Annotated in this window: 10 protein-coding genes, 5 tRNA genes, 2 rRNA genes and 1 pseudogene; all 18 read left to right on the top strand. The window is 58.4% G+C overall.

Going from position 1 to position 15,769, the window contains the following annotated elements; translation table 11 throughout:
- Window positions 1–111: 111 nt before the first annotated feature.
- The 18 genes and pseudogenes from IPF49_07790 to rpoB all read left to right on the top strand — a co-directional run bounded on the left by IPF49_07790 (window position 112) and on the right by rpoB (window position 15,735).
- Window positions 112–2,854, top strand: a 23S ribosomal RNA gene (locus IPF49_07790).
- 105 nt (window positions 2,855–2,959) lie between these two features.
- Window positions 2,960–3,074 (top strand): 5S ribosomal RNA (gene rrf / locus IPF49_07785).
- A gap of 121 nt (window positions 3,075–3,195) precedes the next feature.
- Window positions 3,196–4,197, top strand: a complete 1,002-nt coding sequence (birA, locus tag IPF49_07780) for a bifunctional biotin--[acetyl-CoA-carboxylase] ligase/biotin operon repressor BirA (protein MBK6287517.1) — start codon at window positions 3,196–3,198, stop codon at window positions 4,195–4,197.
- Window positions 4,194–4,916 carry a type III pantothenate kinase gene (locus IPF49_07775; protein MBK6287516.1) on the top strand — a complete coding sequence of 241 codons (723 nt, stop codon included), beginning with the start codon at window positions 4,194–4,196 and terminating at the stop codon, window positions 4,914–4,916. Before birA ends, IPF49_07775 begins: the two co-directional genes overlap by 4 nt.
- Before the next feature lie 25 nt (window positions 4,917–4,941).
- Window positions 4,942–5,802, top strand: a complete 861-nt coding sequence (locus IPF49_07770; GenBank protein MBK6287515.1) for an SPOR domain-containing protein — start codon at window positions 4,942–4,944, stop codon at window positions 5,800–5,802.
- 47 nt (window positions 5,803–5,849) lie between these two features.
- Window positions 5,850–5,925, top strand: a tRNA-Thr gene (locus tag IPF49_07765).
- A gap of 142 nt (window positions 5,926–6,067) precedes the next feature.
- Window positions 6,068–6,151: transfer RNA gene (locus IPF49_07760), tRNA-Tyr, on the top strand.
- Window positions 6,152–6,224: 73 nt separating this feature from the next.
- Window positions 6,225–6,298: transfer RNA gene (locus tag IPF49_07755), tRNA-Gly, on the top strand.
- 59 nt (window positions 6,299–6,357) lie between these two features.
- Window positions 6,358–6,433, top strand: a tRNA-Thr gene (locus IPF49_07750).
- A gap of 85 nt (window positions 6,434–6,518) precedes the next feature.
- Window positions 6,519–7,708, top strand: a pseudogene (tuf, locus tag IPF49_07745) (elongation factor Tu).
- Window positions 7,709–7,751: 43 nt separating this feature from the next.
- Window positions 7,752–7,827, top strand: a tRNA-Trp gene (locus IPF49_07740).
- 76 nt (window positions 7,828–7,903) lie between these two features.
- Entirely contained in the window at window positions 7,904–8,272 is a 369-nt protein-coding gene (gene secE, locus IPF49_07735) for a preprotein translocase subunit SecE (protein ID MBK6287514.1), read from the top strand.
- 9 nt (window positions 8,273–8,281) lie between these two features.
- Window positions 8,282–8,815 (top strand): transcription termination/antitermination protein NusG, encoded by a 534-nt coding sequence (gene nusG, locus IPF49_07730; protein MBK6287513.1) that lies wholly within the window; start codon window positions 8,282–8,284, stop codon window positions 8,813–8,815.
- A gap of 112 nt (window positions 8,816–8,927) precedes the next feature.
- Window positions 8,928–9,362 carry a 50S ribosomal protein L11 gene (gene rplK / locus IPF49_07725; protein MBK6287512.1) on the top strand — a complete coding sequence of 145 codons (435 nt, stop codon included), beginning with the start codon at window positions 8,928–8,930 and terminating at the stop codon, window positions 9,360–9,362.
- Window positions 9,362–10,057 (top strand): 50S ribosomal protein L1, encoded by a 696-nt coding sequence (gene rplA, locus IPF49_07720; protein MBK6287511.1) that lies wholly within the window; start codon window positions 9,362–9,364, stop codon window positions 10,055–10,057. The genes rplK and rplA overlap by 1 nt, the downstream gene beginning before the upstream one ends.
- A 471-nt stretch (window positions 10,058–10,528) precedes the next feature.
- On the top strand, window positions 10,529–11,056 hold the full coding sequence (rplJ, locus tag IPF49_07715) for a 50S ribosomal protein L10 (GenBank protein ID MBK6287510.1): 528 nt from the start codon (window positions 10,529–10,531) through the stop codon (window positions 11,054–11,056).
- 53 nt (window positions 11,057–11,109) lie between these two features.
- Entirely contained in the window at window positions 11,110–11,487 is a 378-nt protein-coding gene (gene rplL, locus IPF49_07710; GenBank protein ID MBK6287509.1) for a 50S ribosomal protein L7/L12, read from the top strand.
- 165 nt (window positions 11,488–11,652) lie between these two features.
- Window positions 11,653–15,735, top strand: a complete 4,083-nt coding sequence (rpoB, locus tag IPF49_07705) for a DNA-directed RNA polymerase subunit beta (GenBank protein MBK6287508.1) — start codon at window positions 11,653–11,655, stop codon at window positions 15,733–15,735.
- The last annotated feature ends 34 nt before the right edge of the window (window positions 15,736–15,769 follow it).

The raw sequence follows: 15,769 nt of genomic DNA, 5'->3' as shown, positions 1-15,769 counted from the left end.
ACACGTACGGCGAGTCAAGCGTAATATCCGGTGAGAGGTGCTGCGAGCGTGGTCGCACGTGGCACCGAGAGAGTATTTGCAGCTGTATAGCGGACGATTGTTTCGGTATATGGTCAAGCGAATAAGCGCACACGGTGGATGCCTTGGCAGCTGGAGGCGATGAAGGACGTTGGAGCCTGCGAAAAGCTTCGGGGGAGTCGGCAACCAGACTTTGATCCGGAGATATCCGAATGGGGGAAACCCACTGGCATAAGCCAGTATTCCTGGACTGAATACATAGGACCAGGGAGGCGAACGCGGAGAACTGAAACATCTAAGTACCCGCAGGAAAAGAAATCAACCGAGATTCCCCTAGTAGCGGCGAGCGAACGGGGAAGAGCCCAGCACTTGTATCGCGACACGTCATAGGAGAAGGGCCTGGAAAGGCCGGCCATAGTGGGTGATAGCCCCGTATCCGAAATGGCGTGTCGAGTTGAGTGCGATGAGTAGGTCGGGGCACGTGGTATCTTGACTGAACATGGGGGACCATCCTCCAAGGCTAAATACTCCTGACTGACCGATAGTGAACCAGTACCGTGAGGGAAAGGCGAAAAGAACCCCGGAGAGGGGAGTGAAATAGATCCTGAAACCGTGTGCGTACAAGCAGTGGGAGCCCGCAAGGGTGACCGCGTACCTTTTGTATAATGGGTCAGCGACTTACTGTCAGTGGCGAGCTTAACCGTCTAGGGGAGGCGTAGGGAAACCGAGTCTTAATAGGGCGTTTCAGTCGCTGGTAGTAGACCCGAAACCGGGCGATCTAGCCATGGACAGGGTGAAGGTTCGGTAACACGGACTGGAGGCCCGAACCGGGATCTGTTGAAAAAGATTCGGATGATCTGTGGCTAGGAGTGAAAGGCTAATCAAGCCCGGAGATAGCTGGTTCTCCGCGAAAGCTATTTAGGTAGCGCGTCAGGTGATTACCCTCGGGGGTAGAGCACTGTTTCGGCTAGGGGGTCATCCCGACTTACCAAACCGATGCAAACTCCGAATACCGAGGAGTACAGCCTGGCAGACACACGGCGGGTGCTAACGTCCGTCGTGAAGAGGGAAACAACCCAGACCGCCAGCTAAGGTCCCCAATACTGGTTAAGTGGGAAACGATGTGGGAAGGCTCAGACAGCTAGGAGGTTGGCTTAGAAGCAGCCATCCTTTAAAGAAAGCGTAATAGCTCACTAGTCGAGTCCAAAAACCTCCCCGCCGGAAGACCAAGGGTTCCTGCGCAACGGTAATCGGCGCAGGGTGAGTCGGCCCCTAAGGCGAGGGCGAAAGCCGTAGTCGATGGGAAGTTGGTTAATATTCCAACACCTTTTGTTACTGCGATGGGGGGACGGAGAAGGCTAGGCCAGCGCGGCGTTGGTTGTCCGCGTTCAAGCGAGTAGGGAGATCTCTTAGGTAAATCCGGGGGGTCAATTCCGAGACGCGATAACGAGCTGTCAAGGCTTCGGTCTGACGGTGAAGTGGTTGATGCCATGCTTCCAGGAAAAGCCTCTAAGCTTCAGGTAACAAGGGACCGTACCCCAAACCGACACAGGTGGTCAGGTAGAGAATACCAAGGCGCTTGAGAGAACTCGGGTGAAGGAACTAGGCAAAATGGTACCGTAACTTCGGGAGAAGGTACGCCGCTTGGGGTGATCGGACTTGCGCCGTGAGCTCCGGGCGGTCGAAGTGACCAGGTGGCTGCGACTGTTTATTAAAAACACAGCACTCTGCAAACACGAAAGTGGACGTATAGGGTGTGACGCCTGCCCGGTGCCGGAAGGTTAATTGATGGGGTCAGCCGCAAGGCGAAGCTCTTGATCGAAGCCCCGGTAAACGGCGGCCGTAACTATAACGGTCCTAAGGTAGCGAAATTCCTTGTCGGGTAAGTTCCGACCTGCACGAATGGCGTAACGATGGCCACACTGTCTCCACCCGAGACTCAGTGAAATTGAACTCGCTGTGAAGATGCAGTGTACCCGCGGCTAGACGGAAAGACCCCGTGAACCTTTACTACAGCTTTGCACTGGACTCTGAATCTGTTTGTGTAGGATAGGTGGGAGACTATGAAGCTGGAACGCCAGTTCTGGTGGAGCCATCCTTGAAATACCACCCTGGTATGTTTGAGGTTCTAACCTAGGCCCGTTATCCGGGTCGGGGACAGTGTCTGGTGGGTAGTTTGACTGGGGCGGTCTCCTCCCAAAGAGTAACGGAGGAGCACGAAGGTACCCTCAGCGCGGTCGGAAATCGCGCATTGAGTGCAAAGGCATAAGGGTGCTTGACTGCGAGACAGACACGTCGAGCAGGTGCGAAAGCAGGTCTTAGTGATCCGGTGGTTCTGAATGGAAGGGCCATCGCTCAACGGATAAAAGGTACTCCGGGGATAACAGGCTGATACCGCCCAAGAGTTCATATCGACGGCGGTGTTTGGCACCTCGATGTCGGCTCATCACATCCTGGGGCTGAAGCCGGTCCCAAGGGTATGGCTGTTCGCCATTTAAAGTGGTACGCGAGCTGGGTTTAGAACGTCGTGAGACAGTTCGGTCCCTATCTGCCGTGGGCGTTGGAGATTTGAGGGAAGCTGCTCCTAGTACGAGAGGACCGGAGTGGACGAACCTCTGGTGTTCCGGTTGTCACGCCAGTGGCATTGCCGGGTAGCTACGTTCGGACGGGATAACCGCTGAAAGCATCTAAGCGGGAAGCCCCCTTCAAGATGAGATCTCCCCGGGGGCTCGATCCCCTGAAGGGTTGTTCAAGACCAGGACGTTGATAGGTGGGGTGTGTAAGCGCTGTGAGGCGTTGAGCTAACCCATACTAATTGCCCGTGCGGCTTGACCATATAACCCAAACGATCAACGACAACTGCGAATACACAACGGATATGAGCTCGACTCGACCGCGCTATCACCCTTCAACCGAATTTGCCGCAAGGCAATCCCGTTTGCCTGGCGACCATAGAGACGTGGAACCACCTGATCCCTTACCGAACTCAGAAGTGAAACGCGCATCGCCGATGGTAGTGTGGGGTCTCCCCATGTGAGAGTAGGTCATCGCCAGGCACTTAAACAAAAAAGGCTCACCCGTAACGGTGGGCCTTTTTTCATTGTGCGGCGGGCATGAGCCGGCATTACGTGGATTGGATGTCTACGTAATGAGGTGACAATCAGGAAAGCGGGGCAGGTGGGCATGAACGCAGAAAATTGCGACCAAAAGGTTGAGATGGTGCAATTGCTAGCAGGTCAAGGCTATCGTTCCGGCGAATCGATTGCCAGGCAGTTGGGGGTCTCGCGCGCAGCCGTGTGGAAAAGAATAGAGAAGCTTCGGGCGTCGGGCGTGCAAATAGAAAAGCTTCCGGGCAAGGGCTATCGTCTCGCCTCATCGATCGAACTGCTTGATGAATCAACTATTTTGAGCGCCCTGCCGGCAGAAGTCCGGATGCGTGTATCCAGGCTGGAGGTGCTATCGAGAATCGATTCCACTTCGGGGCTGCTACTAGGTCGGTTGCGATCGGGGGCTGAAATCCACGGAACATTTATATTTGCGGAGGAGCAAACCAAAGGCCGTGGGCGCCGTGGCCGGTGCTGGGTGAGCCCATTTGGACGGAACATATACGTTTCGTTTGGCTGGCGGTTCGATGGCGGGATATCCGAACTTGCCGGGTTGAGTCTTGTGATGGGAATCGCCGTCGCCAGAGCGCTGCGCCGAGTCGGAGTTGTCGGGATAGGGTTGAAATGGCCAAATGATCTTTTGATAAATGATGCAAAGCTGGCGGGAATTTTGATTGATATCGACGGTGATTGTGCCGGTCCCATCTCGGCTGTAATCGGCATAGGAATAAATTTTTCAATGCCGCCTGAATTCGGCAAGGACATAGATCAGGTATGGACCGATGTGCTTGCCAACTGCCCAGCCGAGGCGTCGAGAAACCTGCTTGCGGCGCAGCTGATTGAAAACTGTATAGGCGCTATCGAAGAGTTTCGCAGGTATCAATTCGGCTATTTTCGCGCGGAGTGGGACGAGTGTGACGCGCTGAGAGGGCGCGATGTCGAGATTGTTTACGCCAACGGCCCGCTAAAGGGAGTGGCATGCGGGGTAGATGACGACGGAGCCTTGCTTCTAAGGGAAGGCGATCGTGTCTTGTCAGTGAGCGGCGGAGAAGTGAGTGTGAGGCCTTGTCAGTGATTCTTGATCTGGATGCCGGAAACACCCGATGCAAATGGCGTATCGCTGATGACAAAAAGGATGTCAGGAAATCAGGCAACAGCACATTGGAGCAACTCTGTGCTGCACCTTTTGACGAGCCGGGAATCAGGCGGGTTCGCGTTTCGAGTGTGCGCGGGCCAGAAGCCGATGCGATGATCGCTCGTTGGGCTGCATCCAACCTGGGGTTGAACGCGGAATTTGCCAGCGCTACCCGCTGTTTGGGTCAGGTTGTGAACGGCTACACTGACCCGGAGCGACTCGGGGTGGACCGGTGGCTTGCAATCCTTGCCGGATTCGATGAGGTGCGGGGTGCGGTCGGCGTAGTCGATTGCGGAAGCGCTTTGACTGCGGACCTTGTCGACAAAGACGGACTTCACTGCGGGGGCTTTATAGCTCCCGGACTTGCAATGATGAGGCAGAGTCTGTTGAGCGGTACAGACAAGATACGATTCGCCCCGAACCAGCGGAACGCTGGATTTGTTCCGGGAAGAGACACGGGGGAGGCTGTTTGCAATGGTGCGCTGGTGGCGGCAACCGGATTTGTAGCACAGGCTATCGAGCGATTTCGAGAAATCTGTGGCGATCCCGTGATTCTTATGACCGGAGGCGATGCAGAGCTGATACAGCAACAGCTCCAGTTCTCGATAAATTTGCGGCCTTCGCTGGTTTTGGATGGCCTGGACGTGGCATTGCCGTGACTGGCCCCCTATCCGGGCGGCGCCCATGCGATTGATTTTCGTGTTGCTGATCACGCTGAACATGGCGTATGCGGTGTGGGAAGCGTTGTTCCAGACACCAGATGTACCCAAGGCTGGAAATACCGAGACTACCCGGTGGCCAGCGAGCCCAAAGCCACTGTTGCTTGGCAGCGAGGCGCGGGGTGCCGTGCAAGGCAGCCCAAGTGAATCCCTGATTCCCATAATTGCGCTCGGGCACATGGAATCCGGGCGTAATGACTCTCGTGCCTTGGTACGGCAGGCGCTTGCTTCGCTACTCAGGTCGCCGTATGGGGAGGCTGGCGGCCAGCATGCTTCCAGGTATGCCGACGGTACTCCGCTGATTTCAGATTATGCCGAGCAAGCGGGCAATGAAGCGGGGCCGCGCTGTATCGAGGCCGGCCCATTCGCCCGCAACGCGCTTGCCGAAAGCATGCTCGTGGAGATGAAAGAATACATATCCGAGGGGTTTGTGCGGACCGAAAAGCAGGCTGGTCGTTCGGTGTTCTGGGTGCATGTTCCCCCGAGATCCAATCGAGCCGATGCCAAGACCGTAGTTCGATCATTGGGCAAGCGGGGAATTGCCAGTTTCGTGATCGCTGATGAGGGGCCGCTGCGAAATGGCGTTTCTCTTGGTGTCTACCACGACGAAGCAAGTGCAAACAGGTTTGCGCGCAAAATCAGCAATATCGGGTTTCCAGTCATGGTGTACCGATCTGTGCAAGAGCGAACCGGATATTTTGCCCATGCTTCTGTTGTGGATGGCGCAGGCCCTGCGCTTGCAACGGCCTTGGTTGAGTTCGTCACGAAGAATGAGCCATCGGCGGTCATCGCGGAGACCCCGTGTCGCGGCGTTGCGGTGGAATGAGCGCTTCATTAGAATGCCGCGCGCTGATTGGCGTTGCAGGTGATATTGCTGGCGTAGCTCAATTGGTAGAGCAGCTGATTTGTAATCAGCCGGTTGGGGGTTCAATTCCTCTCGCCAGCTCCAAATCTCCCCGTAACGCAATGCGCCTGTGATTTGGAAGACCGCCTTGGCTGCCATGTGGATGCGCTCTGCGACTAAATACCGAACGGGGGCCCGTCGCCGTTGACATCGGCAGAGCTTGTCTACAGAATACCCGGCTCTTTTGGGAGGGGTTCCCGAGCGGTCAAAGGGATCAGACTGTAAATCTGACGCGCAAGCTTCGCTGGTTCGAATCCAGCCCTCTCCACCAATTGGCGGGCAACAAACCTCGGGAAGTCAGCATCGGGAAGGTGCTGGAAACGCAGGGAAAGGGTGTCCGGAAGGCGGGTATAGTTCAACGGTAGAACCTCAGCCTTCCAAGCTGATGGTGCGGGTTCGATTCCCGCTACCCGCTCCAGGGCGTGCAAGTGATTGAACGCTGCGCGCAGAGCAAGGGAAAAGGTTGGTGCTGGGTGCGCTCATATAGCTCAGTCGGTAGAGCACTTCCTTGGTAAGGAAGAGGTCACCGGTTCGAATCCGGTTATGAGCTCCACAATTTGAGTGGTCGTGCGGGCGTAGTGGCGCCGCGCAGGACTGGATATTCGTCACATTGTTGTCAATTACTGGAGTTGCACGCAATGGCCAAGGGAAAGTTTGAGCGCAAGAAGCCGCACGTCAATGTGGGCACGATCGGTCACGTTGATCATGGCAAGACGACGCTGACGGCGGCGTTGACGCGGGTATGCGCGGAGACGTGGGGTGGAGAGATGCGGGCGTTCGACCAGATCGACAACGCCCCGGAGGAGCGCGAGCGGGGGATCACGATTGCGACCTCGCACGTGGAGTACGAGAGCCAGTTGCGTCACTACGCGCACGTTGACTGCCCGGGTCACGCGGATTATGTGAAGAACATGATCACGGGAGCGGCGCAGATGGATGGAGCGATTCTGGTGTGCTCGGCGGCCGATGGCCCGATGCCGCAGACGCGCGAGCACATATTGTTGAGCCGGCAGGTGGGTGTGCCGTTCATCGTGGTGTTTCTGAACAAGGCGGACATGGTTGACGACGCCGAACTGCTGGAGCTGGTGGAGATGGAAGTCCGCGAGTTGCTGGACAAGTACGAGTTTCCGGGCGACGACACGCCGATCATCACGGGCTCGGCGCTGATGGCGCTGGAAGGCAAGATGACAACGGATGGGTACGAGCGCGGTGCGCAAGCTGGTGGAGACGCTGGATACGTACATTCCGGAGCCGCAGCGTGCGGTGGATTTGCCGTTTCTGATGCCGATCGAGGATGTGTTCTCGATATCGGGCCGGGGGACGGTGGTGACGGGTCGCGTGGAGCGCGGCGTGGTCAAGATTGGCGAGGAGATCGAGATCGTCGGCATGAAGGCGACGACGAAGACGACGTGCGGGTGTGGAGATGTTCCGCAAGCTGCTGGACGAGGGTCGCGCGGGGGAGAACGTGGGCGTGTTGCTGCGGGGCACGAAGCGCGATGATGTGGAGCGTGGCCAGGTGCTGGCGAAGCCGGGCTCCATCACGCCGCACACGAAGTTCCAGGCGGAAGTGTACGTGCTGAGCAAGGATGAGGGGGGGCGGCACACGCCGTTCTTCAAGGGATACCGTCCGCAGTTTTACTTCCGCACGACGGACGTGACGGGGGCCTGCGAGATGCCGGAAGGTGTCGAGATGGTGATGCCTGGTGACAATCTGCAGATGACGGTCACGCTGATCGTGCCGATTGCGATGGAGGAGGGCTTGCGCTTTGCGATCCGTGAGGGCGGGCGCACGGTAGGGGCCGGTGTAGTGGCAAAAATCATCGAGTGAGCGGGGCAGTCGCGCAAGTCGGTTGACCGGGAAATAGTCTGATAGGCCAGTAGCTCAATTGGCAGAGCGGCGGTCTCCAAAACCGCAGGTTGGGGGTTCGATTCCCTCCTGGCCTGCCAAATCAGACAGGTATTCCCGGCAACGCGAGACCGCTGTTTACCACTCGTTCAGCTGGAAATCATCGAATACTCACTGATGAAAGCAAACGTCCAGGAAAAGGGCAGCCGTCTTGATGGCCTCAAGTGGGTTGCAGTTGCAGTTGTTACCGGCGCGGCAGTGTGGGGGAACTTGCAGTATGCAAGCCAGCCGCTCCTGTACCGGGTAATGGCCTTGTTGGTGGTTGCGGCGGTGGCCGGGGCAGTGGCTTCGCAGACATCCCAGGGTGTTGCGTTCTGGGAGTTGGCGCGCGCGGCGCGAACGGAAATTCGCAAGGTTGTCTGGCCGACAAGGCAGGAGACGACGCAGACCACGCTGATCGTGGTAGCTGTCGTGTTGGTCATGGCCCTCATATTGTGGGGCCTCGACACCTTGCTCGGGTGGCTTGCATCGATGCTGATTGGATAGGGGTGGCTAATGGCGAAACGCTGGTACGTAGTACACGCCTATTCCGGCTTTGAGAAGAAAGTGGCGGCGGCATTGAAGGAGCGCACGATGCGCTTCAACATGCAGGAAAAATTCGGCGAAATTCTCGTTCCCACCGAGGAAGTCGTGGAAATGCGCGGGGGGCAGAAGCGCAAGAGCGAACGCAAGTTTTTCCCCGGCTACGTGCTGGTGGAGATGGAGCTCGACGAGGAAACCTGGCACCTGGTCAAGGAGACGCCGCGGGTAATGGGTTTCATCGGCGGCAAGGCGGACAAGCCGTCGCCAATCACGGATGCCGAGGCGCGCGCCATCCTGCAGCGCGTCGAGGAAGGGGCCGAAAAGCCGCGGCCGAAAACGATTTTCGAGCCCGGAGAGATGGTGCGGGTCGTCGAGGGGCCGTTCAATGACTTCAACGGCGTGGTCGAGCAGGTCGATTATGACAAGAACCGGCTCAAGGTCGCGGTGTTGATCTTCGGGCGATCGACGCCGGTAGAGCTGGATTTCGCACAGGTCGAAAAGGCCTGATTTGCGAAAAATTGCGTTGCGCGCATTCGTTTGAGCGCAACGTGGGGAGCCAACGACGAGTCGGCAGCGGTGCCGGTTCCGAGGCGTCAGTCACCCAGGTTGGAGAACGGTTATGGCAAAGAAAGTCGACGCGTATATCAAGCTGCAGGTGAAGGCTTGTCAAGCCAATCCCAGCCCTCCCGTCGGGCCGGCGTTGGGGCAGCGCGGCGTGAACATCATGGAATTCTGCAAGGCGTTCAACGCGGCTACCCAGGGCATGGAGCCCGGATTGCCGATCCCGGTTGTGATTACCGTGTACTCGGATCGCAGCTTCACGTTCATTACCAAGACGCCGCCGGCCGCGATCCTGCTCAAGAAGGCTGCGGGTGTGGCGTCCGGAAGCAGCACTCCGAACACGCAGAAGGTAGGTACCGTGACTCGCGCACAGGTCGAAGAGATAGCGCGCACCAAGATGCCTGACCTTACGGCAGCGGACATGGATGCGGCAGTTCGTACCATTTCCGGTAGCGCGCGCAGCGCAGGCATTGTCGTTGAGGGGGTCGAGTAATGGGCAGCATCAGCAAAAGACAGCGCGCCATTCGCGAAAGAGTCGCGCCAGGCAAGCAGTACGGCATAGACGAGGCGGTTTCGGTGCTTGCCGAACTCGCCACGCGCAAATTCGCCGAATCGATCGACGTGGCAATCAACCTGGGTGTTGATGCACGCAAATCCGACCAGCAGGTTCGTGGTGCGACCACCCTGCCTCATGGTGCCGGCAAGGTGGTGCGCGTTGCGGTGTTCACGCAAGGTGCCAGCGCCGAAGCGGCGCGTGCAGCGGGTGCGGACGTGGTGGGCATGGAAGATCTTGCCGAACAGGTCAAGGCGGGCAATCTGGATTTTGATGTGGTAGTTGCTTCCCCGGACGCAATGCGGGTCGTCGGGCAGCTCGGTCAGATTCTCGGGCCCCGCGGACTCATGCCGAATCCCAAGACCGGAACGGTAACGCCGGACGTTGCGACCGCAGTGCGCAATGCAAAGTCAGGCCAGGTGCGCTATCGCACCGACAAGAATGGCATCGTGCACGGTTCGATCGGCAAGGTCGGTTTCGAGGCGCGTGCAGTCAAGGAGAATCTCGAGGCCTTGCTGGCGGATCTCAAGCGAGGCAAGCCATCCAGTGCCAAGGGAACCTATGTCAAGAAAGTTACTCTTTCGACAACGATGGGGCCGGGGTTGGTGATCGACCAGTCCAGCCTGGAAGCCTGATGTACTCGGGTCAGACTGTGGGCCTTGCGCCGACTGTTTGACCCGACAGACTGTTTTGATTGGTGATCGCCGGAAATTCTGGCGATCGCTGGGAGGGCCGGATGCGCGACGCGACCCGCAGAGAACGGGTTGCAATCGCCGGCGCGTACCTCCCCGGGACTTTGGGGTCTTTGGACAACGTCTTTCGAGACAGGCCATGACCATCAAAGACCGTAGGCCCCAGAGCACACCGCGTCCGCCAGGGATGGTCCGGATGCCATCGCAAGGATCAGCGGCAGTCATCTCCCTGGTCGGGAGAGCGGCGGAGTGCAAGGGTTAATCGGCGCCTCCGCGCTGGCCTACGCAGATGGTGGAAACCCGATTGCTAACGCGGTTGGAGTGCTACACCGAAAGCGTGCTGCAGAACGGCCCCAGCCGATTTGCAGTGAAAGTAAACGCCGGCGTCCAGCCGGCTTCACAGGAGTAACTCCAGTGGCACTAGGACTCGAAGACAAGAAAGCGATCGTTGCTGAAGTCAAAGAGACCGCCACCAATGCTCTGTCCGTTGTGATTGCTGACGCACGTGGCGTCAGCGTGGCAAATCTCACAGAACTGCGCAAACAGGCGCGCGCAAACAGGGTCACGGTGCGGGTAGTCCGCAACACCCTTGCGAGGCGTGCGGTCGAAGGCTCTGACTTCGAATGTATTGTGCCGGCGCTGGTGGGACCCACGCTTCTCGCGTTCTCGATGGAGGACCCGGGTGCAGCGGCACGTCTTTTCAAGGATTTTGCCAAGCAGGTAGAAGCCTTTGAAATCAAGGCATTGGCGGTAAGTGGCCGGCTGATGGGACCTGGGCAGATCGACGCTCTGGCGTCGCTGCCGACGCGCGATCAGGCGATATCGATGCTCATGAGTGTCATGCAAGCACCGGTAGCCAAGCTCGTGCGGACGATCAACGAGGTGCCGGGCAAGTTTGTCCGTACCCTGGCTGCGGTCCGGGATCAGAAGCAAGCCGCATAGCGGATGGGATTTGGCTTTTTCGACATTTGACAATCAACCAGGAGTGACAAGTCATGGCACTGTCCAAAGATGACATTCTGAATGCAATTGCTGCGATGAGCGTGATGGACGTTGTTGAGCTCATTTCCGCAATGGAAGAGAAATTCGGCGTTTCCGCAGCGGCAGCCGTTGCCGCTGCGCCTGCCGCTGCGGCAGCAGCTGCAGCACCTGAAGAGGAGCAGACCGAATTCGATGTGGTCCTCAAGGAAACCGGCGAAAAGAAAGTCAACGTGATCAAGGTTGTTCGCGCACTGACCGGGCTCGGCCTGAAAGAAGCGAAGGATCTGGTCGATGGCGCGCCCTCAACCGTAAAGGAAGGCGTGAGCAAGGCAGACGCGGAAGATGCCAAGAAGCAACTGGAAGAAGCAGGCGCGACCGTCGAGCTCAAGTGAGTTTGAAAAGAGTGGCCTGCATTTCCACTTTGTGGCGATGCGTGCGGCCGGGGGTTCTGCCCCCGGCCTTTTCGCCGTTTCCGGCGGGTTGCTGAAAGGCACGATCGCCTTTCAAGAGCCTGTTGAATGCAACCGACGACTCGGGCAAATAGCTGAGGAAAACTGATGTCTTACTCCTACACCGAGAGAAAGCGGATCCGCAAGGATTTCGGAAAACTGAAACTGCCCGAGGGAATGGAGGTCCCGTTCCTGCTGGCCATCCAGCGCGATTCCTACAAGCAGTTCACGCAGACGGATGTGCATCCTTCCGCGCGCGAGGAGAGCGGGCTGCACGGGGCGTTCCGCTCCGTGTTTCCGATCGTCAGCTATTCCGGCAATGCCGCGCTCGAGTACGTGGATTACACGCTCGGCAACCCGGTCTTCGATGTGAAGGAGTGCCAGCTTCGCGGAGCCACGTATGCGGTTCCGCTGCGCGTGCGGGTGCGCCTCATCATATATGACCGGGAGTCCTCTGCCCGCAGTATCAAGGACATCAAGGAACAGGAAGTTTACATGGGAGAAATCCCGCTGATGACGGAGAACGGAACGTTCGTCATCAACGGCACCGAGCGGGTTGTCGTATCGCAGCTGCACCGTTCGCCGGGTGTGTTTTTCGATCATGACAAGGGCAAGACCCATTCGTCCGGCAAGCTGCTTTACTCCGCGCGCATCATCCCTTACCGCGGCTCGTGGCTGGACTTCGAGTTCGACCCGAAAGACCTGGTGTTTGTGCGAATTGACCGTCGCCGCAAGCTTCCGGCGACGATCCTGTTGCGCGCGCTTGGCTATGGGGCACAGGAAGTGCTCGAGATGTTCTATGACACGAACGTTTTCAACGCCGACAAGAACGGGAACTGGGTGCTTGAACTGGTGGCCGAAAGGCTGCGGGGCGAGGTTGCGGCATTCGATATCCTCGACGAAAAAGGCAATGTCATCGTCGAGCGCGGACGCCGTGTCACGGCCCGTCACATCCGGTTGATGGAAAAGGCGAAGCTCGATACGCTTCCGGTTCCCCCGGAGTATCTTGTCGGACGCTCCCTGGCCCGCGACATCGTGGACACTGAAACCGGCGAAGTGCTTGCCGACTGCAACAGCGAAATCACCGCGGATCTCATGGGCCGCCTGGCGGCGAAAGGCGTGGTTCGCATCGAGACGATCTATACGAACGAGCTGGATTGCGGGCCGTTTGTGTCCGAAACGCTTCGCTCTGACCCGACGCGTACTCCGCTCGAGGCGCTGGTGGAGATTTACCGCATGATGCGTCCGGGAGAGCCCCCGACCAAGGAGTCGGCGGAAAACCTGTTCAACAACCTGTTCTTCTCGGCGGATCGCTACGATCTGTCCGAGGTCGGGCGCATGAAGTTCAATCGGCGTCTCGGACGCGAAGAGGTCGAGGGCTCGGGTGTCTTGAGCCGCGAGGATATCGTGGAAGTCCTCAAGGCACTGATCGCGATCCGCAACGGCAAGGGTGTGGTAGATGACATCGATCACCTCGGTAACCGCCGCGTGCGCTCGGTTGGTGAGATGGCCGAAAACCAGTTCCGCGTGGGCTTGGTACGTGTGGAGCGAGCGGTCAAGGAGCGATTGAATCTCGCGGAATCGGAAGCCTTGATGCCTCAGGACCTGATCAATGCGAAGCCGGTGGCTGCGGCGATCAAGGAGTTTTTTGGCTCGAGCCAGTTGTCCCAGTTCATGGATCAGAACAACCCGTTGTCGGAGGTGACGCACAAGCGTCGCGTATCGGCGCTGGGACCGGGTGGTCTTACCCGCGAGCGCGCGGGGTTTGAAGTCCGTGACGTGCATCCGACGCATTATGGTCGCGTATGCCCGATCGAGACGCCGGAAGGCCCGAACATAGGGCTGATCAACTCGCTGGCGACATTTGCACGCACCAACCGCTACGGGTTTCTGGAGTCACCGTATCGCAAAGTGGTCGATTGCAAGGTAACGGATGAAATCGAGTATCTGTCGGCGATCAACGAGGCCGAGCACGTCATTGCGCAGGCGTCTGCAGCCGTCGACAGGAATCGCAAGCTGGTGGATGACCTGGTTGCGGTTCGTCACCAGAACGAATTCACTGTCATGCCCCCCGATCGTGTCGATTACATGGACGTATCGCCGAAGCAGGTGGTTTCGGTGGCCGCCTCGCTGATACCGTTCCTCGAGCACGATGACGCAAACCGTGCTCTGATGGGTTCGAACATGCAGCGCCAGGCGGTCCCGACCCTGCGGACGGAAAAGCCGCTGGTAGGCACGGGCATCGAGCGTCTCGTGGCGCGCGATTCCGGCGTTTGCGTGGTCGCGCGGCGCGGCGGCGAGATCGAGAGTGTGGATGCAGGCCGCATCGTGGTGCGGGTCAAGGAGTCTGAAATCGGCAGCGGCGAAGTGGGTGTGGATATCTACAACCTCACCAAGTACACGCGCTCCAACCAGAACACCTGCATCAACCAGCGTCCGGTGGTACGTCAGGGGGACATCGTTGCTCGCGACGATATCCTGGCGGACGGGCCATCGGTTGATCTGGGCGAACTGGCGCTCGGCCAGAACATGCGCATCGCGTTCATGCCGTGGAATGGCTACAACTTCGAGGATTCCATTCTCATCTCCGAGCGAGTGGTGCGCGAAGATCGCTTCACGACGATCCACATCCAGGAACTCAGCTGCGTTGCGCGCGATACCAAGCTGGGACCGGAGGAAATCACCGCCGATATACCCAACGTTGGTGAAGGCGCACTGGCGAAACTCGACGAATCGGGCATCGTCTATATCGGCGCCGAGGTCAATGCGGGCGACATCCTGGTAGGCAAGGTGACACCGAAGGGCGAAACGCAGCTGACACCGGAAGAGAAACTGCTGCGGGCTATCTTTGGCGAAAAAGCCTCCGATGTGAAAGACACCTCGCTGCGCGTGCCGTCCGGGACCAAGGGTACGGTCATCGATGTGCAGGTGTTCACGCGCGAAGGCCTGTCACGCGACCCGCGCGCGCTGCAGATCGAAAAATCGCAGCTCGACCAGTTCCGCAAGGATCTGAAAGACGAATACCGTATCGTGGAGAACGCAACGCTGGCACGTCTGCGCAACCAGCTGGCGGGCAACAAGGTTGTCAGCGGGCCGGGTCTGAAAAAGGATGCGGTGCTGACGGTCGAGCATCTCGATGCACTCGAGCACGAACAATGGTTCAAGCTGCGTATGGCCAGCGAGGAGCTCAATGCGCAGATCGAATCCGCGGAGAGCAATCTCGAGGAGCGTAGCCAGGATATCGAGCGTCGTTTCGACGAAAAGAAGCGCAAGCTCCAGAGTGGTGACGACCTTGCGCCCGGCGTGCTGAAAATCGTCAAGGTATATCTTGCAGTCAAGCGGCGCGTGCAGCCGGGTGACAAGATGGCGGGCCGTCACGGCAACAAAGGCGTGATCTCGGTGATCATGCCCGAGGAGGATATGCCGCATGACGAGTCGGGAGTGCCGGTGGACATCGTGCTGAACCCGCTCGGCGTACCTTCGCGGATGAACGTGGGCCAGATCCTCGAGGCACACCTCGGGCTCGCGGCCAAAGGGCTCGGGCAGAAGATCGACGAAATGCTCCGGGAGCAGCGCAAGGTAATCGAGATCCGACGTTTCCTTGACGAGATCTACAGTACGGGCGGCGGTCAGCAGGTTGATCTGAAGTCGCTGAGCGATCGTGAGGTTCTCGAGCTGGCGGAAAACCTGCGCGCGGGCGTTCCGATGGCGACCCCGGTATTCGACGGTGCTGCGGAAGATGAAATCAAGGCGCTGCTGACCCTCGCCGGGCAGCCCGAGACCGGGCAGATGTACCTGCACGATGGGCGTACCGGCGAGCGTTTCGAGCGTCCCGTGACGGTCGGTTATATGTACGTGCTCAAGCTCAATCACCTCGTTGATGACAAGATGCACGCGCGTTCCACCGGATCCTACAGCCTGGTGACGCAGCAACCCCTGGGCGGCAAGGCGCAGTTTGGCGGACAGCGTTTCGGAGAGATGGAAGTCTGGGCACTGGAGGCGTATGGCGCTGCGTATACGCTGCAGGAAATGCTCACCGTCAAGTCGGACGATGTGAACGGGCGCACGCGGATGTACAAGAATATCGTTGATGGCGACCATCGTATGGAGCCGGGAATGCCGGAATCCTTCAACGTGCTCGTCAAGGAAATCCGCTCGCTCGGCATCGATATCGAGCTAGAGACCGATTAACGCCGAAGCCAGACAGCAATACGCGGAGGAAGGG

This window comes from Gammaproteobacteria bacterium (assembly GCA_016705365.1).
Taxonomy (GTDB): domain Bacteria; phylum Pseudomonadota; class Gammaproteobacteria; order Pseudomonadales; family UBA5518; genus UBA5518.
Note: the sequence above shows the minus strand (reverse complement) of the source record. Positions and strands in the feature narration are given on the sequence as shown.

Coding starts and splice junctions, on each gene's coding strand:
- IPF49_07770 (MBK6287515.1), top strand. CDS start 4,942: ATGCGATTGATTTTCGTGTTGCTGATCACGCTGAACATGGCGTATGCG.
- secE (MBK6287514.1), top strand. CDS start 7,904: ATGAAAGCAAACGTCCAGGAAAAGGGCAGCCGTCTTGATGGCCTCAAG.
- nusG (MBK6287513.1), top strand. CDS start 8,282: ATGGCGAAACGCTGGTACGTAGTACACGCCTATTCCGGCTTTGAGAAG.
- rplK (MBK6287512.1), top strand. CDS start 8,928: ATGGCAAAGAAAGTCGACGCGTATATCAAGCTGCAGGTGAAGGCTTGT.
- rplA (MBK6287511.1), top strand. CDS start 9,362: ATGGGCAGCATCAGCAAAAGACAGCGCGCCATTCGCGAAAGAGTCGCG.
- rplL (MBK6287509.1), top strand. CDS start 11,110: ATGGCACTGTCCAAAGATGACATTCTGAATGCAATTGCTGCGATGAGC.
- rpoB (MBK6287508.1), top strand. CDS start 11,653: ATGTCTTACTCCTACACCGAGAGAAAGCGGATCCGCAAGGATTTCGGA.